At 42.2% G+C, this 21,417-nt stretch carries 24 protein-coding genes and 1 tRNA gene; 10 read left to right on the forward strand and 15 right to left on the reverse strand.

The features are described from left to right. Nucleotides 1–145: 145 nt before the first annotated feature. The 5 genes from RM049_RS26130 to RM049_RS26150 all read right to left on the reverse strand — a co-directional run bounded on the left by RM049_RS26130 (nucleotide 146) and on the right by RM049_RS26150 (nucleotide 4,385). Nucleotides 146–367, reverse strand: coding sequence for a hypothetical protein (locus RM049_RS26130; protein ID WP_322706226.1), 222 nt, complete (start codon nucleotides 365–367; stop codon nucleotides 146–148). Nucleotides 368–379: 12 nt separating this feature from the next. Then, on the reverse strand, nucleotides 380–1,774 hold the full coding sequence (locus RM049_RS26135; RefSeq protein ID WP_322706227.1) for a hypothetical protein: 1,395 nt from the start codon (nucleotides 1,772–1,774) through the stop codon (nucleotides 380–382). A 199-nt stretch (nucleotides 1,775–1,973) separates the two neighbouring features. Beyond that, entirely contained in the window at nucleotides 1,974–2,132 is a 159-nt protein-coding gene (locus RM049_RS26140; RefSeq protein WP_322706228.1) for a hypothetical protein, read from the reverse strand. A gap of 70 nt (nucleotides 2,133–2,202) precedes the next feature. Further along, nucleotides 2,203–4,089: a hypothetical protein gene (locus RM049_RS26145; RefSeq protein ID WP_322706229.1), complete on the reverse strand. Its 1,887-nt coding sequence runs from the start codon at nucleotides 4,087–4,089 to the stop codon at nucleotides 2,203–2,205. Between the two features lie 53 nt (nucleotides 4,090–4,142). Beyond that, complete coding sequence (locus tag RM049_RS26150; RefSeq protein WP_322706230.1) at nucleotides 4,143–4,385, reverse strand: hypothetical protein; 243 nt, start codon at nucleotides 4,383–4,385, stop codon at nucleotides 4,143–4,145. A 221-nt stretch (nucleotides 4,386–4,606) separates the two neighbouring features. On the opposite strand from RM049_RS26150, the gene RM049_RS26155 reads away from it, so the two are divergent. Further along, on the forward strand, nucleotides 4,607–5,041 hold the full coding sequence (locus RM049_RS26155) for a hypothetical protein (protein WP_322706231.1): 435 nt from the start codon (nucleotides 4,607–4,609) through the stop codon (nucleotides 5,039–5,041). Between the two features lie 271 nt (nucleotides 5,042–5,312). On the opposite strand, the gene RM049_RS26160 is transcribed toward RM049_RS26155, so the two are convergent. After that, a complete protein-coding gene (locus RM049_RS26160) occupies nucleotides 5,313–5,450 on the reverse strand; it encodes a hypothetical protein (protein WP_322706232.1) in 138 nt (45 codons plus the stop codon). Nucleotides 5,451–5,533: 83 nt separating this feature from the next. Beyond that, nucleotides 5,534–6,418 (reverse strand): hypothetical protein, encoded by an 885-nt coding sequence (locus RM049_RS26165; RefSeq protein WP_322706233.1) that lies wholly within the window; start codon nucleotides 6,416–6,418, stop codon nucleotides 5,534–5,536. Between the two features lie 346 nt (nucleotides 6,419–6,764). Between RM049_RS26165 and RM049_RS26170 the strand changes: the two genes are divergently transcribed. Both RM049_RS26170 and RM049_RS26175 read left to right on the forward strand, forming a co-directional pair. Continuing rightward, the gene (locus RM049_RS26170; RefSeq protein ID WP_322706234.1) at nucleotides 6,765–6,965 is read left to right on the forward strand and encodes a hypothetical protein; all 201 of its coding nucleotides are present in this window, start codon (nucleotides 6,765–6,767) and stop codon (nucleotides 6,963–6,965) included. A 305-nt stretch (nucleotides 6,966–7,270) separates the two neighbouring features. Next, nucleotides 7,271–7,675 carry a hypothetical protein gene (locus RM049_RS26175; RefSeq protein ID WP_322706235.1) on the forward strand — a complete coding sequence of 135 codons (405 nt, stop codon included), beginning with the start codon at nucleotides 7,271–7,273 and terminating at the stop codon, nucleotides 7,673–7,675. Between the two features lie 60 nt (nucleotides 7,676–7,735). Here the strand turns inward: RM049_RS26175 and RM049_RS26180 are convergent, their stop codons facing one another. The 6 genes from RM049_RS26180 to RM049_RS26205 form a co-directional block, all read right to left on the reverse strand. Then, nucleotides 7,736–7,876 (reverse strand): hypothetical protein, encoded by a 141-nt coding sequence (locus RM049_RS26180; protein WP_322706236.1) that lies wholly within the window; start codon nucleotides 7,874–7,876, stop codon nucleotides 7,736–7,738. Nucleotides 7,877–7,889: 13 nt separating this feature from the next. Continuing rightward, entirely contained in the window at nucleotides 7,890–8,273 is a 384-nt protein-coding gene (locus RM049_RS26185) for a hypothetical protein (RefSeq protein ID WP_322706237.1), read from the reverse strand. A gap of 85 nt (nucleotides 8,274–8,358) precedes the next feature. Further along, a complete protein-coding gene (locus RM049_RS26190) occupies nucleotides 8,359–9,471 on the reverse strand; it encodes a site-specific integrase (protein WP_322706238.1) in 1,113 nt (370 codons plus the stop codon). A 545-nt stretch (nucleotides 9,472–10,016) separates the two neighbouring features. After that, nucleotides 10,017–10,412 carry a hypothetical protein gene (locus RM049_RS26195; protein ID WP_322687629.1) on the reverse strand — a complete coding sequence of 132 codons (396 nt, stop codon included), beginning with the start codon at nucleotides 10,410–10,412 and terminating at the stop codon, nucleotides 10,017–10,019. A 24-nt stretch (nucleotides 10,413–10,436) separates the two neighbouring features. Next, the gene (locus tag RM049_RS26200; protein WP_322687630.1) at nucleotides 10,437–11,123 is read right to left on the reverse strand and encodes a group I intron-associated PD-(D/E)XK endonuclease; all 687 of its coding nucleotides are present in this window, start codon (nucleotides 11,121–11,123) and stop codon (nucleotides 10,437–10,439) included. A 72-nt stretch (nucleotides 11,124–11,195) separates the two neighbouring features. Continuing rightward, nucleotides 11,196–11,268: transfer RNA gene (locus tag RM049_RS26205), tRNA-Arg, on the reverse strand. Between the two features lie 358 nt (nucleotides 11,269–11,626). On the opposite strand from RM049_RS26205, the gene RM049_RS26210 reads away from it, so the two are divergent. From RM049_RS26210 to RM049_RS26220, 3 genes are all read left to right on the forward strand, one after another. Then, on the forward strand, nucleotides 11,627–12,286 hold the full coding sequence (locus RM049_RS26210; RefSeq protein WP_322669652.1) for an Npun_F0813 family protein: 660 nt from the start codon (nucleotides 11,627–11,629) through the stop codon (nucleotides 12,284–12,286). Nucleotides 12,287–12,426: 140 nt separating this feature from the next. After that, nucleotides 12,427–13,278: a hypothetical protein gene (locus tag RM049_RS26215; protein ID WP_322706239.1), complete on the forward strand. Its 852-nt coding sequence runs from the start codon at nucleotides 12,427–12,429 to the stop codon at nucleotides 13,276–13,278. 21 nt (nucleotides 13,279–13,299) lie between these two features. Then, a complete protein-coding gene (locus RM049_RS26220) occupies nucleotides 13,300–14,307 on the forward strand; it encodes a transposase (protein WP_322669654.1) in 1,008 nt (335 codons plus the stop codon). Between the two features lie 75 nt (nucleotides 14,308–14,382). On the opposite strand, the gene RM049_RS26225 is transcribed toward RM049_RS26220, so the two are convergent. Further along, complete coding sequence (locus RM049_RS26225; protein WP_322706240.1) at nucleotides 14,383–15,324, reverse strand: ADP-ribosylglycohydrolase family protein; 942 nt, start codon at nucleotides 15,322–15,324, stop codon at nucleotides 14,383–14,385. Between the two features lie 87 nt (nucleotides 15,325–15,411). Next, nucleotides 15,412–16,353: an ADP-ribosylglycohydrolase family protein gene (locus RM049_RS26230; protein WP_322706241.1), complete on the reverse strand. Its 942-nt coding sequence runs from the start codon at nucleotides 16,351–16,353 to the stop codon at nucleotides 15,412–15,414. A gap of 391 nt (nucleotides 16,354–16,744) precedes the next feature. On the opposite strand from RM049_RS26230, the gene RM049_RS26235 reads away from it, so the two are divergent. The 4 genes from RM049_RS26235 (at nucleotide 16,745) to RM049_RS26250 (ending at nucleotide 21,368) form a co-directional block, all read left to right on the forward strand. Further along, nucleotides 16,745–17,284: an outer membrane beta-barrel protein gene (locus RM049_RS26235; RefSeq protein ID WP_322706242.1), complete on the forward strand. Its 540-nt coding sequence runs from the start codon at nucleotides 16,745–16,747 to the stop codon at nucleotides 17,282–17,284. Nucleotides 17,285–17,523: 239 nt separating this feature from the next. Further along, entirely contained in the window at nucleotides 17,524–19,440 is a 1,917-nt protein-coding gene (sir, locus tag RM049_RS26240; RefSeq protein ID WP_322687633.1) for a sulfite reductase, ferredoxin dependent, read from the forward strand. Nucleotides 19,441–19,527: 87 nt separating this feature from the next. Further along, on the forward strand, nucleotides 19,528–20,235 hold the full coding sequence (locus RM049_RS26245; protein ID WP_322706251.1) for a 16S rRNA (uracil(1498)-N(3))-methyltransferase: 708 nt from the start codon (nucleotides 19,528–19,530) through the stop codon (nucleotides 20,233–20,235). A gap of 68 nt (nucleotides 20,236–20,303) precedes the next feature. Then, nucleotides 20,304–21,368: a tetratricopeptide repeat protein gene (locus RM049_RS26250; RefSeq protein ID WP_322706243.1), complete on the forward strand. Its 1,065-nt coding sequence runs from the start codon at nucleotides 20,304–20,306 to the stop codon at nucleotides 21,366–21,368. Nucleotides 21,369–21,417: the final 49 nt, after the last annotated feature.

Below are 21,417 nucleotides of genomic sequence, written 5' to 3' on the forward strand. Positions count from 1 at the left end.
ATCTCCCAGCCCATTTTGTAAGCCTTACATATTTTTAGAATAACTGCTTTATCTCCTGCGATCGCAACAAAAGACCCAAGATTTTATCTAAGGTCTTTGAGTACTTGGTATTATTACTAATGTGCTTAGGTGTGCTGGATGATGTCTAGTCTGGCTCAACGGCTTGCCATAATATAGTCCTAGCATTGCCATCTGACTCTACATAATCGACTTCGTAAGTACTACCGTCTATTAAGTTGACTTCAAATACCTCTGCGTCCCTGTAATCGTCGTCATCTAAGGGTCGTACCTCAGCAATCTGTTCTAAAGACTGTATTTCTACTTTGGAGCCGTCAGTTAGTGTAAACGTTACGTCTAATGTTTTCATATAAAGTTAACCTTAGCTTCCTTGGCTCTTAGTATATTGTAACCGATATTTATTAGCCTTGTCCACCTTGTCTAGTCCTTCCCTGAATAGCTTCTGGGCTTCCTGATGGGTTACTTCTCCCTTGGCTACTCTACGGTTTAGTTCCCCCAAAATCACATAGGATTCCCTACGGTAGATTTCAGTCCATGAACCTGGACGAAAAGTATCAGAATGCCAACGTCTACCAGAATCACCAAACTCAGGTAATCTATAGCTCCTTAACTTGAACTCGCTAGCGTCTACATCAATACCCATAGGGTGATTAGCTAAGTACATCTTCCTGTTACTAATATCGTGTAGTCCCCCAGGCAGCACCACAAATGATCGCTGTCCCTTATCCGCAGGGTTTAATACCCAATCCTCAACAGTTCTACCCGATTTGGTCTTTTTGGTTTCCCTGCTTAGGATAGCCTGTGTCTGTGCCTTAGCCTCATCTAAGGTTATTTTGCCAGACTCATAATCTTTAACAACGGTGTCTAAAGGTACTTTAGCCCACTGATGGACGTGGTGTTGCTGCATCTTGCCATAGCCTTTAGGAGTTAGAGTCTTGTCCACTTTGCCGTGATATGTGGGGAGCCAGTCAGGTACAGTGCTATCCTTAGTCTCTACTTTGGTCATGTACTTAGCTAACCCGTCAGCTAGTTGCACGGGGGTCATAGAAGCCAGTCTGGGCGATAACGATGGAACACCATAAATCCTATCCCTCATATACTCGTGCATATTGGTGTTCCGGTTGAGAACTACCTGTTTACCATCTACTTCTACTGAGTATTCAAAGTCCTTAACTTTCTTGGTCTTAAAACCGCCTTGGGCCTTAGCTAGCTCTGGCTTACCATCCCAAATGGCTAATCTATTACCTTTGACGCTTAAGTGATCGGGATTAGCCGCTAAATACTTCCCAGCAGTATTAGTGTGCGATCGCTGGAGTCCCTTAGCTTCTTTCCGTGCCTGTAAGACCTCAGCAGCTTTTTTAGACCCCTGAAGAACCCTAGACTGCTTAATGACCTCAGTCTGCGTTAGCGATTTCTTAGATTTTCTTGGAGGTGCTTCGGGGGTTACAGTGGACTCTGACTGTGCTTTCCTAGCCTTTAAAACTTCTAGAAGCCTTTCCCGTTGCTCAGGATTAAGACCTCGGTAAAACTCTAATCGCTTCCTTTGTTCATCTGATAAGCCCTGATGAACCTTAAGGCGTTCTTGGTGAACCTCCGCAGCCTTTTTAGATGACTTGAGTACCCTTGATTGCCTCCGAGCATCCCCACGGGTAGCCCTGGGTGCGTCTGGGGTTTCTGTGAATCTCCCGTTTACCCCCCTTGGGTGCTTATAGGGACTGAAGCTTTTAACTCGACCTGATTTGATAATCTTAGCCATCTAGGGAAACATTGAGTTTCCTAGATTCAGTCAAACATTAGTTGACTTTTACGCTGTATTACCCATGTGCCCCTAGCTTCATCTGTTGGCTGTTTGGTTAACTTCAATACCCCTAAGTGGGACTTGTCTAATCCCTGTGGCTGTCTGAGCCTTCATAGAAGGATAGGCAACCCCCGAAGCTTCAAACCGTGCCTTCAGGTCAGACAGTAACCTTACCTTCAGCCTTGAGTAACTCAACACCTTCCCTAAGTAACGCCGAGGGTGTCTTACCAGTTATTAGGGATTCTTGCTCTAACCATTCCCAGGTAGCTTGGTCAAATCTAACTGCTGTTTGCTTGGTTTTTTTAGTCCTTTCCATTGGTAATGCCTCTGTCCTTATGACTTATTAAGTCAACCAAAGTCAAACAGCAATATTACAGGTATCTTGGTTAAGCTAAACTTCCCTCCTTAAACTTTCCGTAAGCCTCGTTGATCGCTCCCATTACAGCATTAGCGATTTCTTGGGGACTTTGCATCTGTGTGCCATTGATGATTACGTTAGGTGCTACAAATGCTTGCTTATTGGCGTCAGGAGTCTTGGGGATATTCAGAGGAACCCCAAGGGTATTACTAGGTATTCCAGAGGTCACAGGGGTACTAAAAGGAGTTGCTGTAGTCTCCGATGGCTTATTCAGCATTCCTCCGATGATTCCGCCTCCGTTTTTTAATGCTCCGACAACCCCGTTGTCACCTAAAGGGTTTAAACGACCCGCGATGCCGCCTAATACATTCCCAACAGCGCTTAGAGGATCTTTTTGTACTTGTTGGACAAAGTTGTTCATGGAGTCCCCTGGTTTCTTAAACGCAGTTAATAAACCATCAGCCCAAGACATAATAGTTTCCTTAACCCTATTGAATGCATCAGCCAGTTCTTTGAAGTTACCTTCAACGGCTCCCATGATGAAACTTAGGGTAAAGTCACCCAGACCTTGCAAACTTCGGATAAGTATTTGAGATATAGCGCCCCAGTCTGTCCTAGTGAAAATCTTAGTAAACCCGTCACCTATATAGACCCCTATTAGTTTACCTAAGCTACCCCAGTTAGTATTAGAAATGCCTTTAAGTCCCAGGTTTATTAAGTTGTTAAAACCCTCAAAGAACCCTGTAGTGGTATTGGTTAAAAATGAAGTTAAGGTACTACTATTTTCACCGTTTAGTACACCATTAATAGTTCCCGACAAATCACTGAACCAGTCCATTACTTTGATTACGCCAGCCATCGGGTCTAAGGTTAGCCCGTAGCGATTACCCATAGCCCCCAAGGACTCCAGTAAACCTTTAAAGGACATCATGGAACCTTGAACGCTATCAAGGGCTGACCGACCCCCCATTGACTCCAGACCTCTTAGGAACCCAAAGATACCTCGCCGTTCATCAAATAACGTTGACTTAGCCTCGGCAATCATTGAGTCCACCGTACCGCTAAAAGCCCCGATAGTATCATCAGAAACCGCACCCCTAGCGCCCTTTAGTAGTATCTTGGATCTCATGTCATTAGATAAACTTTTCCAGTCTTCAGTACTTTTACCAATGGCTTTAAGCTGATCTCTGACGCTACTTTGAAGCATTGGGTATTTCTGGAAAATATCGATCTGAAATACCTCGGATAACCCCATAGTTCCGGCTAACGCCCTATTGACTGCTGACCCTGATTGGTTAGCATCAAGCCCACGGATGGACGATAGAACCCCAAAGCGTTTGGTTAGCTCCATAGCATCTTCTTTGAACTTACCCAAATCACCCCTAGCGTTTCCTGCGACCGTAGCAGATATCTGAGAAAAGATAGCATTGTAATCAGCATTTTCCCCTGGTAATGCCTCAGCCATTTTGGATATCTCAATAGAGGTATCAGCAACTAACCCCTTGGCTTTTCCGAAGTTAACGCCTAACTGCGTTGCTAGGTTCCCGGCCAGCGCTAAATCATTTATTTGCATCCTAGCGGCTGACTGGATACTTCCGATCGCTGCCTGGATACCTGAACCAACCATTTGAATACCTTGGGCGATCGCTGTGGCTCCCAAAGAGCCAAATAGTGCAGCCCCCAGGAATCCTTGGGAACTATCTGGCGGGCTTAGATTAGCCCCTAGAGACTTAAAGGAATCCATACGGGACTTAAGGTTAGCTAAGTCGGATTGACCAAGATTACGGATGTCATTAAGCCCTACACGAATATTAGCCCTGGCTCCAATAGCATCAATACTATTTCTGATTTGTCCTAGCTGAGGTGATAGTAAATCACGGGCTGTTAGAGTGACTTGAATACGATTTTCTGCCATAAAAATATTAAAGTTTTAGGTAAATAGTTGTGGTTTTTTAGAATAATCAAAGCTTACATCTGAGACTCGATCGCGGTCTTGAGTAACTGTCTGACCAGATAGCTAGTAGAGACACCAAGGGAACTAGCAAAGCTATGGGCGGCTTCTAGTTCTTCATGGCTAATAGGAACCATTAGGCGCTTGTCCTTATGTAGCCTCGGTTGGTCATTGATGATACTGATGATGTTAGTTGCGGGTCTACATTTACCCTTGGCGGTTGCACCAACGTCTCTGGACATTTGAATCAGATTAGACATGTCAGTTATAGAAGTAAGTTCTATAAATAATCAGTCAAGTTATCTCTAAGCGCCCAAGGGACATCAAGTGGTGAAAAGTTTCCCCCAAGTGCGATCGCAGAATCATAAGGGGAATACGCATTTTTACCCTGTAGACACATGGGGTTAACCAGGCTAGTATTAAGTATATCAGAGTCAAAGTAAATACTTAACAAGCCTAAGTAAGGATATATTATCAAATCATGCAAGTTTATTTAAACGCCTTGCCAGTACTAGGAAAACCCAATACTAATGAGATCGTTTTACTGGATAACTTGAATAAAGAACAGATATTAGAAAAGCTTAGGGACGTTATAACATATCCCAATCGTAATGCTTTGGCTTTTGCCAAGAGTATATATCGGGAATCAGACAAGGAAGCCGCCAAGGATCTCCTGACCTTAAATGAGTATTTAGAAAGGGAAAATATTGTAGTTTCAAAGGGTGATTTTCACTTGCTGGCTATCCGTGTAGCCAAAGCATTCATAGAGGAATATGGTATTAAACCGCGTAGGGTTAACCGTAGGGGGCCAGCAGGAGATTACAAAAACAAAGCTTATGCTTATACGGATGAACAGTTACGCGTTATCGACCGCGTGTTGACCACCATACCGCATGTGAAAAACCCTAGAAGATAACTAAGTGACCTCTGGGATTACTGTGGATTCTAGGGCTACCGGGTTATGCATTAGTAAGTCTGTAGGATTACCTCTTGATCGCTGTTGGGCATCTTAGGCACGGATGGCGCGAGTTCTCTGACCATACTTAGCCGCTATGTTATCCATGCCCTTCTTACTGACTAAATACCCATAAGTAACTTATCGGCTATATTCAACGACTATTTTTAAATGCCTAGAACCCCTAGAGGATAATACCTTCTAGGGGTTTATTATTGGCTAATCTATGGGGCTATATTTTATTAAATAAGTTGGTTTTTAGTATTCTGACATCAACCTTTTTACCTGATTGGTTGAACACTTCCTTTACTAGCTGTCCTACTTGGTTGTAGTAGTAGGTTTCTTGTAGCATATCTGAGGTTTTAGGCATAACCCACCTAGCTATCGGGCTATGAGTGGGTAGATATTGGCCCTTAAAGGGGCTGGGCTGGGTGGCCCAATCCTGATTGTCCATTAGTTACCCCCTTTAGCCTTTGATGCGTAGTCAATGGTCTGGTAGTAACCTGTTTTACTCCACATACCCTCATAATCTTTAATGAAGTGCGTCCAGACTCCATCAATACAGAGGTCTAGTGTTCTCCGACTAAATAGTTCTTTGTAATCTATGCTAAAGGTTTTATGTAAATATTCTGAGGTGATGCCGGGAGTATAATCTTTTACAATCTCTGCATCTTCACCCCCTCTGTACTTATAGGGATCTTTACCTCTGCCACTGTTAACCTTAACTTCTTCTTCCTCTCTGGCCCAGGTTTCTTGGTCATAACCAAGGCTACCTAATGGGCTAATAAAGTGACCCTCTGGGCTAACTTGTAACTCCTCTACGTCAGTATCCATAATCCAAAAGGACATTCTACCTGTCTTTGTTTTGCCTTCTTTGGTTATAATACCTAGCTCATAGTGGTATCTGTACTTGTCTTTCCGCTTACCGCCGTCTTCACTCCAGTACTGCACATAACACTTACTGGATAGCAGCATATAAAACCTAACAGTGGACTGTTTAGTTACCTCATAACCTTCCTTAAACTGATGCTCTGGTTCCTCTTTCTTCTTGGTTAGTTCTTCCTTAATGGCTCTATTTTCTTCCTTAAGGTTATGTATTTGCGCTTGTAGCATATCTAAGGCGTTCTGAACATCTAAGGCTACCTCTGTGATAGGTCTGTTACCATCTAGCTGTTCTTTTACTTGCTGTGCTGCATCTAAGGACTGATAGACCTTTCCCGATAATGAGTCTTTAATCGCATCTATTATGAACTGGTGTTTACTTGCACCAGTAGTTTGTATAACTGCTTTGATCTGCTGTTCTAGTTCTTCAGTTAATCTTAGAGTCATGTTAGCCATTTTTTTCCTATCCCTCCCTCGATTTTGGTATGATACCATCATACCATTTTATCTATAGTCTGTCATATTTAAGACAATCGCTAAGATTAACTGTGAAACCCCTACTAGACTTAGATTTTTCTTTTATCCCCCTCATTAAAATGGTATGATACCGTGATACTAAAAAATAATAATCATAACAATATACTATGGATTTCATAGATTTTTATCTATGTTTTGTAGGTGGCTTACTAGTGTTTTTGTTTTATCTCCCTCTTGTGTTTGGTATGACACCAGATACCATAAGTTAGATACCAGAGAATAAAAATGACATTTAATAGATATAAGGATATATAGCTAAATAGTTATGAAAAAGTACGCAACTCTCCTAAGACTTCCAGAAGATATCAAAGGATTATTAGAATCCGCCAAGGCTATTACAGGGAAGTCTCAGCACCAGTTGATTATAGAGGCTATCCAACAAGCACTAGGGGAGTACCCAGCCGCCCAGTTATCCATACTAGATAGACTAGATAAAATAGAGGCTCAACTATACGTACCAGAGTAGGCTATAAGCATTAATACTTATTCCATCCCTCCTATTAACCCAGATAATACCTGGGTTTTATTTGGTATCACTTACCTGGTATCTGGTATGATACTACCACTAAGAGAGAGATAAAGATATTAGAGTTTAAAGGTATATAAGGTAATAAAATGGTTGCAATGGTATCTGGTATCATACCAAGATAATGTGGGGGATAAAATAGAAATCCTAGTAGAACCCCAAGTATCCCCAGGATAACTAGTAACGAATATAGCTGTATTAAGTAACAGTGTTACCATAGTAACTGCAAGTACTTAAAACTATTTATGATAACCAAGATAATCTCTGGGCTACTAGGGATGTCCATAGTGCTGTCTAGTTCCTCTGTGCTAGCCAGAAATATCCTAATGGGAGTAACTAAGGATGGGGCTAAACTGTACGCATTAACTAACTACCCTCCTAACTCTGAGGATGATGGTATGGAGGGGTGGACATCGTTCATTTATGCCATAGAGGATGCCAAGGGCTACAGAGAAGTAAAAGCATACACATCTTTCTGTAATGGTGGTAAGCTTCTGTCTCAGCCAGTTAAGGGTACTAAGGATACTCTGAAAGTTCCCGGTTGGCATTCTGAAACACCTAGCGGCCCTGTACGTGTGATAGCCGACAGTAAAGCCAGCCTAGACCTACTTAAATCAGTCTGCTACTTGGCATATAACCAGTACAGGTAAACCGATAACTCAAAAACTCCCTTAGAACGTTCAGGGGTTTCAGTTATTGGTCATCAGTTATTAGTTTATTGCTGTCTGTCTACTTTGGCTGATAAAGTACCGAACTTGGGCGGCCATAGAGAGTCCATTGTGGTTAGCTAAGTTCAGTAGTTGGCGGTAAAGTTCATCATTTAGGGTAATAAGTAATCTTTTGGTTTTCATAGCTGCCATCGCCTTATGCGTTTACTTTGGTTCTTCCGGTTTGACCGAGGCTATTAGTCCATCTGATGATCCAGTAACCTGCTTGATCGTATTCTTTACCCTTATGCGTCCAGCCCCGATAAACACTACCTGGCTGCCATTCCATGAACTCAGGGTCATCTAGTTCTGACTTAAAGGACTGGTCATAAATGGCATCCTCGAAACCCTGTTTATAAATCAAGAACTGGATTTCATTCTCAAAGGCTAAGGAGTCATGCAAGGGATAATCGCGGATACCATCATATTCCTGTTGCCCCAAGGTGTATAACTGAATGATTTGGGCTAACCTGGGGTCAAGGCTGTTAGTATCCGGTTCTGTAGGACTAGAAGGCGAATCCTTGGTCTTAGCTTTTGTCATTGTTTTGTATATCACAGTGATATACAAAGATAGTCAAGCTAACCCTTAAAACTCCGGTAGCACTATATTTTAACTAAAACCTATTTTAACCAAGAGGTATTTTAGGTAAATCTGGACGGTTAACCAGATGTCCATAGGTTTGCATAACCATTCGGGTGTCTTTATGCCCTAGTAAATATGCCACCCCAGTAACCGGGGTTCCTTGATCTATGGCATGACTAGCAGTAGTATGCCGAGTTGTATAGGGTCTTCGGTAATCTATGCCGACTTTAGTTAGTACCTTAACCCAGTACCTCTCTCGGAAGTTACCATCATCTATGGTTTTCCCTTGAACCGTAGTAAATATTAAGGAATCTTGGTCAGGTTTAGAAGGTTTGATTGACCATAATAGTAGCCGTAGCTCATCAGTCATTCCCAGATGTCTGCTACCGCCTGTTTTAGTCTCCTTTCTAACCCTCTGATACCCGTTACCGGCCCAGTCTCTAGAGAGACTTTCTTGGATGGTTATAAAACCTTGGTCAAAGTCCACATGACACCAACGTAACCCAATGGCTTCAGATGTCCTAACACCTGTAGCCAATAAAAACTTAACAAAGGGCGCGTAGTGTATGGCTGACTCTTCAAAACCCCGGATAATCACTTTTATCTCTCTGGAAGTAAAGGGTTTGATTGACTTAGCGTACACTCTACGGGTTTTTAGCTCGTCATAAGGGTTACTAGTTACCAGGGTTTTTGATACAGCCCAGCGATAGCACCTTCTCAAATACCCCAGGCGTTGATTAAAAGTCGATGCTGCTAAGTCGGACTGGGTTAACCATGTGGTGTCCATCAAGTCTGGGGTAGCTTTAATAATCTGCTGCCTAATCGCTTTGTAATGATGTTGTCTGGTAGCTACTGAAAGGTTAAGGCTGTCTACCCAGTAATCCCACAGTTCTAGAAGCGTTAGAGGTTTTGAAGCTTGGGTACTGGATTGTATAGGTTGCTTTGGAGTTAGTCGATAGCGGTCTAGTGTTTGGTCAAAGTTCTTAGCTAGGATGTCATTTTGTATTTGTGTGGCGATCGCTGAGGCTGTATCTAAATCTCTCTTGTTGTCAAATCTACCACCAGGGACAGGATTAAACCCATAACGTTTACCTTTAACACTGAATCTTAACTGAATACTTCCTTGGTTATTCCTGGATGGCTCTATTTTTCTCATTTGCCTTAAACCTGACTTAAGTTTCACGGTTAAGGCTTGTTAAGTCTTATCTAGGCTACATTATCAGCCGTTAGGCTACACCCTTGGTAAGGGTGAGGTCACGAGTTCAATCCTCGTCACGGGCTTTTTAAATTGATAAAATAATCAACGTAAAAGCAAGGGCTTCAAGCTTTTGAAGGAATTCAAATGTTAAAAAGCTAATTATCTTATTTGTATTTGTGACTATTTTGACTATCAGATCAGAATTTAGGATATCCAGGTTGTTTTTTTGGCTATGATTTGGCTATGATTTTGTAGGCTCAGTATAAGCCGCAGAGACATTTATCCTACTATTGAGCAACGCCCTTTTTTCACTTTCTCCTCTAAAGTCCTTGGATCTGATTACGAATTTCATTATCAATCTGTGATTCCTGAATTACCGAAAAATCATCCGAATCGTCATGTAATCCGTGAGAAGCGATAAATCTACTCCCATCTTCTACCTCAAGGAGTAATCCAATTTCATTTGCAATATCTGCGTATAGTGCGCTGCTGTAACTTCTTTTTCAAATAGTTATATTTGATATACGTTGCCCTACAAACCTAGCCCAAAAATTATTACTGTATACTGCATCTCTTGCATCTACTGGATAAAGCTCGTTATCTTCTTCAGCTAGTTCTTCACTTGTTTCACCAGCCTCGTTTTTCTCAACCCAGATAGTAACTGAGTTTTTTGATGGTTGACTTCCATATCCAATAACTAGCCCTGAGTCAAAGCTCATAATAAGACAGCCGGCTGTCAGTGAAAAAACTTCTTTTGCTTCAATGCCGTATTCCAGAACCGCCCTATCAGGTGGCTCCCAACTATATCTAGTCAAATTAAGTATCACAAGTCCCTTAAGGGAGTCTAAAACCTCACTCCGATTAGATGGAATATCTGATGTATATAAAAAAGTTTTCATTTATTTAGATTTTTTTGAGTAGACTCAATAAGTTTCAATCTTCGTCATGATTGTTAACTGTCCTTCTACTGTTCCATAAGCTTTCTTTACCCAATACCCTCTAGGTGGCTTTTCTATCCCATAAGCCTTACACCACTTTTCTACAGCCTTATCAGATACGCCAAAATCTTTCCCAATTTGCGCTGTTGGCTTTTTCCAAACTAGTTTTTCTAGTTCTTCTTTAGATGGCCTTTCTACTTTTCTGGTATGAATCCTAGAGTCTGGGTTAACCTTTCTAGTTGTTAAGTCAACGCCAAACTCCTTGTAGGTTCGCTTAAGTGCTACTTCAGTTAAATCTGTAAAATCTTCCCACCAATAAAAAGGATTAGGTGATTTAGGTGGCGTTGTCCTGATACCGCAACCGCCAAACGTGATTGATGGATATACTACTTTGTTTATATCTGGCAAATAAAGACCATAGAAATCAAAGTCATCAGATTTATATTTTTTCTCATGACAACCATTCTTGTCTGCCCAATTGCTTTTATTTTTCAATGTGCCATCACAACTGTACTTAGCTTGAATTCTGTAACATTTGCCATCTTTGTAGGCAATCAAATCAAAGGGTGCATGTTCAGTTACTACTGGTACAAAAACCGAATATTCTTTCTCGACTAAATCTGCTATCACTTTAGCAGCTGCTAGATCGCCTTTATCTTTTGTGTGGTGCATTTATATGAACTCTCAAGCCTATTTGGTAAATTAGCATGAAAAGGCTTTTTTAGGGTTCGTATTAAGTTAAAACGAGCGCGGCAGGGTTCGAACCTGCGACCAACGGATTAGAAATCCGTGGCTCTATCCACTGAGCTACGCGCCCAAAACAAAATAATGGCTCCCAAAAGAGTCATTTTAACTATTATATCGTTTCGACGTAACAAGAAGCAATCGAAAATTGCAGATTTACCACTAGCAAGGCTAAGATGCTAGTCGCTAGTTAGTGCAATCTACACTGAAAACGAAACAGATGGGGTATTGGTTTAGATATATTGTGTTGTCAAGGGGTTATTTGCCCGTTAGCGCTAACGTCCTCTGGGCGGCTACCTTCGGGAAGAATCTGGCGATCGCGAGGCTCATTCCTACAGTATGCTAGGTAATTTCAGCCTTGGCGATACTGCCAAATGCCATTATATATTCCATATTAAGAGTGCCCCTGTGAGGAGTTATTTGCTAGTGCCATGTTTATTCTCAAACGGCAGGATGTTGAAATATCAAGCATTCAGCATCCAAAAAAGGATCAGCAGGTGCCGATTCTTAGTTATCAAGGGCAGACTTTCCGCTTGATTAGTGTTTTCAAAGCTAGTCAAGAGGAAGAAGCTAGAGCCTTATGGAGAGAATTAACGGATAACCGAGGTAAAGCCTGTGTTTTGCTGGAGGAACCGGAACGCTTTAGTGTTTGGGGTAAAATCCGTTTAGAGCAACTAGATAGTGACACAGGTAATCATGGCAAAACGGCGATTTTAATCCAAGCCGGTATTTTGCTGTTGCAGGGTGTTTCTATCGACATTGAAGAGTTTTTAGGTGCTAGACAAGCTGCATTATTTGAAAAAGATATTGCGGAGGTGTTCAAGCAAAAACAATTTCCCCAAGCATCTTCTTTAGAAGCAGTGAAATATCTGGTATCTACTAATCCTTTGCCAACAGCTAAAATACCTGATTGGCAAGAAAACCATGTAGTTATCCTGTTACAAGAACTGCATAGATTAGGAAAAGCCTATTTTGGCAATGCTAATTTTACCAAACAAGTAATTTATAAGCTAGAAGATATGCCAGAAGCCGAGCGATCGCTGTTTATCACTTGGCTAAATCAATCGCCACTGGGTAAACTATGGCAGTAGCAGGGAAATTTTTTCACAAAATTCCTGCCACTGGCACTTGCTTTTGGTGTCCGATTGTGTATTACCTGATAGACACACTGCTAGATATACAGTCCTTTAACTCAAAATACTGCCAGAGTGCATCTACATAGTCAAGTCCTATGAGTAACTCTTACGAGAATTCGTTCCTTTCTAAATCAATTTTCACTACTCAGAACATTGTCTTAGCTAATATTGGCTGGGCCGTACTGGCACTGCTATACTTTTTGTTATTTAGTGCCAAAGTTCCTGGAGCCGATGGCATAGAAAGCCGAGCCGAGTGGTATGTGATTGGCACAAATATTTTTGAAGCTTTAGCTTATTTGGGTGCCAGTATCTTATGCTTGAGGAACTGGCTGAGTCCGCAAATCGTCAGTGGCCGGAATGTTTGGCTCTTAATTGGGCTAGGTATGCTTTCTTATTTCGTTGGAGGGATAATTTTCGGTTATACCGAAATAGTTTTAAAAGATGAACCGGATGTGTCTGTGGGCGATATATTTTTTGTACTGACTTATCTATTACTTGGCGCAGGCATGATTTTAGCTGTGGCTTCCAGGCGAATCAATCTGGAAAAATGGCAGTGGCTAATTGTATTAGCAATTGCAGTGTTCGGTAGTTTGTTGGCATGGTGGATTTCTATGCAACAAGAAACACCCTCAGAACTGCTAGTCGCTATTTTGAATTGGTTTTACGTAGTTAGCGATGTAGTTTTGTTAATTATTGCTACCACTCTGCTACTAGCCTTTTGGGGGGGAAGAGTTTCCCAGTCTTGGCGAATGATTGCAGCGGCGGCCTTTTCGCTCTACATTGCAGATATGTGGTTTAAATATGCCCAAGGCCCCAATTATCAAAGTGGAGAAATATTAGAAGTGTTTTGGGTGTTTAGTGGAGTGTTATTTGGTATGGGCGCTGCCTTAGAATATGACGCATCACTAAGACGAACGCGGCGTGCCAGCGGACGTAAACGAGCTTAGTAAAGATTTTTGGTATCTACCGTGAGAAAACTAACAGACTCTGACAAGCAAGAAATTCTTAAGTTATATCGAGAGACTGCTGAAACAACCTCAACTTTGGCAGACCGCTATGGTGTGAGTAATTCGACAATTAGTCGCCTGCTCAAAAGCACTTTGCCAGAAGATGAGTATGAATACTTAGTCTCCTTAAAGCGGGCTGCGAGAACTCCTGAAGGAAGGGCACAGGTGAGCTACGAGCAGTTACCACTGCTGAGTCAACCAGAACCAGAGCCGGAGATAGAAGTTCCACCCATCGAAAGCCAACCCTTGGAAGTGCCAAAGGTTGAGCCACTACCACGTAAGATAATTCGTGTAGAGCAGGAAGTGTACTCAGAGGAAACGGCGGAGTCAATCGCCGCTAGTAGACGGGTGCGGCGACGCCCTTCGGCTGCGGAAAAACCGAAACTCCGAGTCACAGCAGATAAATTAGAAACTCCAGAGCCAAAGCCGCCGGAAATAGTCAGCATCCCCATCCCACCCCTAAAGAATGAACATCCAGGAGCGGCTGTTATCGCGCACATGCTGGGCGAAGATTTGCTCGACGAATCCGAAGATTTGGATGATTTAGATGATGATGATTTAGAGGATGACGACTTTGAGGAAGAAGACTTTGATGATGATGACCTGGATGAGCAAAGACCTTTAGTTACAAGAAGAAGACCAGGTGAAGCATCAGTTGAAGTTTTACCACTGTCGATAGCCAATTTGCCCAAAACTTGCTATTTGGTAATTGACCGTTCCTCAGAATTAATTACCCGTCCTCTGAAAGACTTTGGTGATTTGGGACAAATTCCCAGCCTGGAAACCCAGCAAAGAACTCTGCCGGTGTTTGATAACCATCGCGTCGCCAAGCGTTTTTCTACTAAACGCGATCGCGTGATTAAAGTTCCTGATAGTAAAATGCTCCATAAGGCTCGGACTCATCTCCAAGCTAAGGGCATCACACGACTGCTAATTGATGGTCAGGTCTATTCTTTGTCTACGGTTTAAGAGTTAGAAGTTAGGAGTTAGGAGTTAGGAGTTTAGAGTTTCATAATTCTTAACTCTTAACTTTTAACTCCTAACCTAAGTGTAGACAGCCCTTGCAAAACGCTCTGCCAAGTAAATAATATCCTGTCTACGAGCAATTTGGTTCATCCATTGTTTGGGAATATTTTCCACCCCGTAGTAAATTCCTGCTAACCCACCAGTGACGGCGGCGGTAGTATCGGTATCTCCGCCTAAGTTGACAGCTTTCAGTACCGCTTCGGAATAAGATGAGCTATTTAACAAACACCACAGGGATGATTCTAAGGTATTAATTACATAGCCACCAGAATTAATCTCTTCTACTGGTATCTTGGCAATCTCACCACTGAAAACTCTACCAAAATGCGGCTTCTCTAACAAAAATTCCCGCACAGAATAAATTGTTTGAATGTCTTGTAGTCCTTGTAAATAAGCGGTTTGGGGGTCAGCCCCTTCTAAGAGCGCCACTGCAATACTAATATAAATGCCACAGGCCATTTGAGAACGGAGATGAGCGTGGGTAATGGAAGAAACTTGATGTACCCGTGCAATCAATTCATCCAGAGATAAACTTTTGTGACAATAAGCCATCGGCAAGATTCTCATTAAAGAACCATTACCATTACTATTTTCACTAGTACCACCTGCTTTCAGGGGTGGAGTTCCTTGTTTCCAGTTCACAATTGCTAAAAACGTGGTGTTACCGATATCAAATACTTCACCTTGAGCAGTCCAGTAACTTTCGTGATACCAGCGCCAGAAGGAATTAGCAATCGCATCCAGTGAAAATCCCTCACAAAGACATTCTGCCAAGCAAAAAGTCAGAGAACTGTCATCTGACCATGTACCAGCAGGAACATCCCAAGTTCCATAACCCAGCATCGATATGACTGGAGATTTTACTCTTTCAGCGCGGCTGGTGAATTCCACTGGCACACCCAATGCATCACCAACACATAAACCCATCAAACCAGACAACGTTTTTGCAGAGGTGAGCATTGTTCAACCAGTATGAAACTTTTCTACAACTGATTTTACTTGCGAAAAGCCGGTTATCAAACGCTTGGTATAATTTTTAATTCCAAACTAGCTGTAGACAGCCCTTGCAAAACGTTCTGCTAAGTAAATAATGTCCTGTCTACGAGCAATTTGATTTATCCATTGTTTGGGAATATTTTCCACCCCGTAGTAAATTCCCGCTAATCCACCAGTGACAGCAGCGGTAGTATCTGTATCTCCACCTAAGTTGACAGCTTTCAGTACAGCTTCAGAATAAGACGAGCTATTTAACAAACACCACAGGGATGATTCTAAAGTATCAATCACATAGCCACCAGAATTAATCTCTTCCACTGGTATCTTGGCAATCTCACCACTGAAAATTCTGCCAAAATGCGGCTTCTCTAATAAAAATTCTCGGACAGAATAAATTGTTTGGATATCTTGCAGTCCTTGTAAATAAGCTGTTTGGGGGTCAGCGCCTTCTAAGAGCGCCACTGCAATACTAATATAAATGCCACAGGCCATTTGCGATCGCGCATGAGCATGAGTAATCGCCGAAACATCATGCACCCGCGCCAGCAATTCGGCTAAAGTTAAGCTTCTGTGACAATAAGCCATCGGCAAGATTCTCATCAACGAACCATTGCCATTAGTATTTTCAACCTTACCACCGGCCTGATGGGGAACAACTCCCTGTTTCAGGCGCATAATTGCTGTATGGGTAGTTTGACCAATATCAAAGACATCGCCACGGGGAGTCCAGTAAGCCTCCTTATACCAGCGCCAGAAGGAATTGGCTATAGCATCCAACGAATACCCCCGACAAAGGCATTCTGCCAAGCAAAAGCTTAAGGAACTGTCATCTGACCAAGTTCCTGGTGGTTGATTCCATGTGCCATAACCTTGCATCGTTGTCACTGGAGATTTTACTCGTTCAGTACGGCTAGTAAACTCCACTGGCACACCCAACGCATCACCGACACATAAACCCATCAAACCAGATAACGTTTTTGTAGCGGTTAGCATTATTCAATCTCCACAAGAATTGCTCAAAATTAACTTTATAGATTCCCTCTATAGCTTGTTGCAACAGATGTTACAGCCTACTTCATCATCTGTGAAAAGGTAGGCAAAAATTATTAATCGGGTATTTTATTTACCATATCCCGACTTATTTTTAGTTCCAAATATTGTGACAGTTTTAAAAGCGTCTATTGGGGGAACAAACAGACAGAATGTAAAGACATTGAGATGTAATTATAACAGCTTATTTATCAATTTAAGGGATAGTTATCCTGTAAGCGTTATACATTAACCACAACAATTTTTATTAAAAAATTGGGAATTATTTGGAACATTATCACTTTATTTTCGACCTGGAATATACAAGTAAAAAATACAAATTTAGGTAAAAATTATGAAACGCTTACTCAAGTCTTTCGTGACAATTTCTGCATTGTCTTCCTTAATAGTTGCTCCTTTTGTTCTATCAGCTGGTCAAGCTTCTGCTGAAACTAAAAAGGGTACTGATGCTAGCTATGTTGGTGCTGGTGTTGCCGCTGGCATTACCAGTGGCGGACAAGGTATCAACGATGATGCCACATTTGGTGGTAATGTTACAGGTCGCGTGAAATTAGGAACTACGCCATTTTCTGCACGCGGTAATGTCCTCTGGAGTGATAAAACAAGTGCCATTATCCCAGAAGTTTCTGTGGATGTGCCTATCGCTAATAGAACTAATGCCTATTTAACTGGTGGTTATTCTTTTGTAGAGAAAGATGGCTCACCAACTCCTATAGGTAACAAAGATTCAGTAGTGGTAGGTGCTGGTGTTGAATCGGAAGTTGCTAATAACTTCCTCGTCTACACTAACGCTAAAGTAGGACTTGGTGCCTACCAAAATAGTGATGCTTCTGCTGTTACCATCAACGGTGGTCTTGGCTATCGCTTCAAATAAAAAATTATTGAGTCCTCAGTCAGTTTATACTTTACTTAGTACTTAGGACTCAGCACTTCTTCACTCACTACTCCAAAAAGCTGGTTTTGTTAAGTATTACATCACTGACAAAGCCAGCTTTTGCCGTGATAAAATTAAAATATTCCTCATTATTCCGGCCGGATTACCGGGGATAAACTAGCCGAAGGGTGCTGATTCGGCGTCTACTAATGCTTTATTGAGAATACTATACAAGTCTAATGGTTAAATCTGCTCCTTCCCCCATCGCTAGCCGTAAGCCTTCCAAAGTAGAAGGGATCAAGGAAAATAGTAATTTTTTGCGTGAACCTGTAGCAACTGAGATCCTTCAAGACACTACCCATTTTACTGAAAATGCGGTACAGCTTTTGAAGTATCACGGTTCTTACCAGCAGGATAACCGCGACAACCGCACCAAGGGACAGGAAAAAGATTACCAGTTTATGCTGCGGACAAAAAATCCGGGTGGTTTAGTACCGCCGCAGCTGTATCTGGCTTTAGATAAAATAGCTGATGAGTATGGCAACCACACGTTACGAGCAACTACGCGTCAAGGTTTCCAACTGCACGGAATTTTAAAGAAGAATCTTAAATCAGCAATTGCCACGATTGTCAAGAACCTGGGTTCGACTTTGGGAGCTTGCGGCGACATCAACCGCAACGTGATGGCACCACCAGCCCCTTTTAAGAATCGCCCAGAGTATCAGTATGCTTGGGACTATGCCCAGAATATCGCTGACTTGCTGACAGCACAGACAGGCGCTTATTACGAAATTTGGTTAGATGGCGAAAAAGCAATTAGTGCTGAAGAAGACCCAGAGGTGAAGGCGGCGCGACAACGCAATGGGAATGGGACAATTATCCATGACAACGAAGAACCGATTTATGGCACGTACTATATGCCCCGCAAGTTCAAAATTTGCGTGACGGTGCCAGGGGATAATTCGATTGATTTATATTCTCAAGACCTGACATTGGTAGTGATTACCAATAAAAAGAAGCAATTAGAAGGATTTAATATTTTTGCTGGTGGTGGTTTAGGTAGAACCCACGGTAAAGAAGAAACTTTCGCTAGGTTAGCAGACCCCATCGGTTATGTGGCGAAAGATGACGTTTACGACATTGTGAAAGCGATTGTTGCGACCCAGAGAGATTATGGCGATCGCACCGACCGTCGTCATGCCAGATTAAAATATTTAATTAACGATTGGGGCTTAGAAAAATTCCGCACTCAAGTTGAAGAATATTTCGGTAAATCAATTGAAGCCTTCAAACCACTGCCAGAGTTTAAATATTACGACTTCCTCGGCTGGAATGAACAAGGTGATGGCAAGCTATTCTTAGGAATTTCCATTGACAATGGTCGAATCAAAGATGAAGGTTCGTTTCAACTGAAAACCGCTTTGCGGGAAATTGTCGAGCAGTTCAACTTACACATCCGCCTGAGTGCCAACCACAACCTGATTTTTTACGATATCGAACCAGATAGCAAGCAAGCTATTCAAGACATTCTCAGCCGTCACGGTGTCGTAGACGACCCCAGTAAAATCGAACCTTTAGTACGGTATGCAATGGCTTGTCCGGCTTTGCCCACTTGCGGCTTGGCAATCACGGAATCAGAACGAGCAATACCGGGTATTTTGGAAAGAGTTCGCGCCCTTTTGGATAAAGTTGGTTTACAAAAAGAGCATTTTGTGGTAAGGATGACTGGATGCCCCAACGGTTGCGCTCGTCCCTACTTAGCAGAATTGGGCTTTGTCGGTAGCGCCCCAGAATCTTACCAATTATGGTTAGGGGGTTCGGCAAATCAAACTCGACTGGCGCAACCTTACATAGAAAAGCTGCACCATAATGACTTGGAAACCTTCTTAGAGCCGATTTTTGTCTACTTTAAGAAATCTCGCAAATCGAAAGAAAAGTTTGGTGATTTTTGCGATCGCGTTGGTTTTGATGCCATCCGCGAATTTGCTGCTAGCTACGAACCGCAAACAGCTAATGGTGCAAACAAATCGCGTCATCGAGTCAATTTGAAAGAAGAGGTTTATGGCAAGTTGAAAGAAGTAGCAGAAAGTCAAGGTAAGCCGATGACTCAGTTAGTTACTGAAGCGCTAGAGGTTTACTTCCAGAATCTTTCGTAAGCCGAATAAATAATTAAACCATGATGGACACAGATGGATTTATCTGTGTCCATCTTTGATTTGATATTCTTGAAATTCCAAAATCCCATGTCTCAACTGCAAAGAATTGCGATCGCACCCTCCCAATTTCAACAAGGGCAAATTTTACTCACCAAAGAACAGCAGCATTATTTGGGGCGTGTGTTGCGCTTGCGTGAAGGCGATCGCTTTATTGCAATGGATGGTAAAGGAAAATGGTGGTTAGCGCAGCTAACAGGGGAACAAGCACAGGTTTTAGAACCGCTTGTAGTAGAAACAGAATTACCTGTATCAATTACGCTGATGGTAGCGTTGCCCAAAGGCAATGGATTTGATGAAGTGGTGCGGTGTTGTACAGAGTTGGGAGTAACTTGTATTGCACCAGTATTGAGCGATCGCACTTTACTTCATCCTAGCCCTCAAAAGCTCGAACGCTGGCGGCGTATCGCAGCCGAAGCCGCCGAACAATCAGAACGCTCATTCGTGCCGACAATTTTAGAGCCTGTTGCTTTTAATACTGCTGTCACCGCGAATCAGACAAGTCACCGTTATATTTGTGAGGCTCGCGGAGAGTATCCCCATTTAAACAAAGTGCTGAGTAGCATCTCTGAGGAGATTGTCATTGCTATTGGGCCAGAAGGGGGATGGACAACACAAGAAGTAGAGAATGCCAAATCAGCCGGATTTCAACCCGTTTCCCTTGGTCGCCGCATCCTGAGAGCAGTTACAGCCCCAGTAGTAGCATTATCCTTGATTACCGCAAGTTGTGAAGTATAAATGATTTATAGCTCACGCAAAATTACTTTTGCGCGAGACATCACTCCAGCGTGTATTTAGAGTAAGTGATGATTGAGCAAGTTGCGATCGCCTTTGAGCATAAAGATTATCAAACAGCAGCTAAATTACTCAAACAGCTGCAAAAAGAATCACCCGAAAATCCTTGGGTACAATATTATCTCGGTCGGCTCCATGAAGTATCCCAAAAGCGCCAAGATGCAGAACAAATTTATCGGCAATTGCTGCGAGATACAAGGAACGCCAAAATAGTAACGCTCGCACGCCAAGGTTTGCGACGCCTACAAGAAATGGAGCTAGAAGAAAGACAAAGAGCTATTTCCCAAGCAAAATCTGAACCAAATAACACCGAACTTGGCGTACTAGTCTTAGAGCCACTCAGTATCGAGATGAAAACAGAAGCATCTCGAAAATTCGCCCAGATTATGCAGCTAGATCCCTATACTGCACGGCTGGTACTCCCAAGTCGTGGCTGGAGATTGTACCGCACTGGCCAAGTAGGAGAACTAAAATTTTATGGCAAACAGCTACAGCAGGCTGGTATTCCTTGCTTTTGGGCAACAATAGCGCAAATTCAGCAAATTCAAGTTTATCAAGTCAAACATTTCCAAGCATCTACCCCACAAGCTACTGTTGTTTGCCGAAACGAAGTCAATCAACTTGGTTCTCTCACCTTTGACTGGTCAGAAGTCACAGCGAGAGTAATAGGACTTTTGCCCATTTTTGAACAAGTTGTAGATGTTGATGCTCGCCGTAAACTGGAATGGAAAACCCAAACACAAGACTATGCTCAGTTTTGTGATTTACACATACCTGGTAGGCGTTCTATTCTCCGATTTTATGATAATGGCTATGAATTCCAGCAAGGTTTAGAAATCATTCCTCAAGCTAGCCAAAATACAATCAGAATTAATTGGAATAGTTTATCAAGTTGGATTGACCAGCAACTACCTCAAGTCAAAATCTGGTCAGATTTCACGCCTTTTGCAGATACAACATTAGATCAAACAGAAATGTTGAGTCATATCAAGTCTCACATCGATCTGTTTCGTAGAGAACAGACTAATTGGGATTCAGCTTTTCATTTGTATAGTGGACTGGTGTTTGTTAAATAATTCGTAATTCGTAATTAAGTTACTTATTGCCTACTTTAAAAAGTAAGTT

Source organism: Nostoc sp. DedQUE04, assembly GCF_034530995.1.
Lineage (GTDB): Bacteria > Cyanobacteriota > Cyanobacteriia > Cyanobacteriales > Nostocaceae > Nostoc.

What these genes read in the sequence shown, in the direction of transcription:
- RM049_RS26130 (WP_322706226.1), bottom strand. Translation starts at nt 367, where the DNA reads ATGAAAACATTAGACGTAACGTTTACACTAACTGACGGCTCCAAAGTA.
- RM049_RS26135 (WP_322706227.1), bottom strand. Translation starts at nt 1,774, where the DNA reads ATGGCTAAGATTATCAAATCAGGTCGAGTTAAAAGCTTCAGTCCCTAT.
- RM049_RS26140 (WP_322706228.1), bottom strand. Translation starts at nt 2,132, where the DNA reads ATGGAAAGGACTAAAAAAACCAAGCAAACAGCAGTTAGATTTGACCAA.
- RM049_RS26145 (WP_322706229.1), bottom strand. Translation starts at nt 4,089, where the DNA reads ATGGCAGAAAATCGTATTCAAGTCACTCTAACAGCCCGTGATTTACTA.
- RM049_RS26150 (WP_322706230.1), bottom strand. Translation starts at nt 4,385, where the DNA reads ATGTCTAATCTGATTCAAATGTCCAGAGACGTTGGTGCAACCGCCAAG.
- RM049_RS26155 (WP_322706231.1), top strand. Translation starts at nt 4,607, where the DNA reads ATGCAAGTTTATTTAAACGCCTTGCCAGTACTAGGAAAACCCAATACT.
- RM049_RS26160 (WP_322706232.1), bottom strand. Translation starts at nt 5,450, where the DNA reads ATGCCTAAAACCTCAGATATGCTACAAGAAACCTACTACTACAACCAA.
- RM049_RS26165 (WP_322706233.1), bottom strand. Translation starts at nt 6,418, where the DNA reads ATGGCTAACATGACTCTAAGATTAACTGAAGAACTAGAACAGCAGATC.
- RM049_RS26170 (WP_322706234.1), top strand. Translation starts at nt 6,765, where the DNA reads ATGAAAAAGTACGCAACTCTCCTAAGACTTCCAGAAGATATCAAAGGA.
- RM049_RS26175 (WP_322706235.1), top strand. Translation starts at nt 7,271, where the DNA reads ATGATAACCAAGATAATCTCTGGGCTACTAGGGATGTCCATAGTGCTG.
- RM049_RS26180 (WP_322706236.1), bottom strand. Translation starts at nt 7,876, where the DNA reads ATGAAAACCAAAAGATTACTTATTACCCTAAATGATGAACTTTACCGC.
- RM049_RS26185 (WP_322706237.1), bottom strand. Translation starts at nt 8,273, where the DNA reads ATGACAAAAGCTAAGACCAAGGATTCGCCTTCTAGTCCTACAGAACCG.
- RM049_RS26190 (WP_322706238.1), bottom strand. Translation starts at nt 9,471, where the DNA reads ATGAGAAAAATAGAGCCATCCAGGAATAACCAAGGAAGTATTCAGTTA.
- RM049_RS26195 (WP_322687629.1), bottom strand. Translation starts at nt 10,412, where the DNA reads ATGAAAACTTTTTTATATACATCAGATATTCCATCTAATCGGAGTGAG.
- RM049_RS26200 (WP_322687630.1), bottom strand. Translation starts at nt 11,123, where the DNA reads ATGCACCACACAAAAGATAAAGGCGATCTAGCAGCTGCTAAAGTGATA.
- RM049_RS26210 (WP_322669652.1), top strand. Translation starts at nt 11,627, where the DNA reads ATGTTTATTCTCAAACGGCAGGATGTTGAAATATCAAGCATTCAGCAT.
- RM049_RS26215 (WP_322706239.1), top strand. Translation starts at nt 12,427, where the DNA reads ATGAGTAACTCTTACGAGAATTCGTTCCTTTCTAAATCAATTTTCACT.
- RM049_RS26225 (WP_322706240.1), bottom strand. Translation starts at nt 15,324, where the DNA reads ATGCTCACCTCTGCAAAAACGTTGTCTGGTTTGATGGGTTTATGTGTT.
- RM049_RS26230 (WP_322706241.1), bottom strand. Translation starts at nt 16,353, where the DNA reads ATGCTAACCGCTACAAAAACGTTATCTGGTTTGATGGGTTTATGTGTC.
- RM049_RS26235 (WP_322706242.1), top strand. Translation starts at nt 16,745, where the DNA reads ATGAAACGCTTACTCAAGTCTTTCGTGACAATTTCTGCATTGTCTTCC.
- sir (WP_322687633.1), top strand. Translation starts at nt 17,524, where the DNA reads ATGGTTAAATCTGCTCCTTCCCCCATCGCTAGCCGTAAGCCTTCCAAA.
- RM049_RS26245 (WP_322706251.1), top strand. Translation starts at nt 19,528, where the DNA reads ATGTCTCAACTGCAAAGAATTGCGATCGCACCCTCCCAATTTCAACAA.
- RM049_RS26250 (WP_322706243.1), top strand. Translation starts at nt 20,304, where the DNA reads ATGATTGAGCAAGTTGCGATCGCCTTTGAGCATAAAGATTATCAAACA.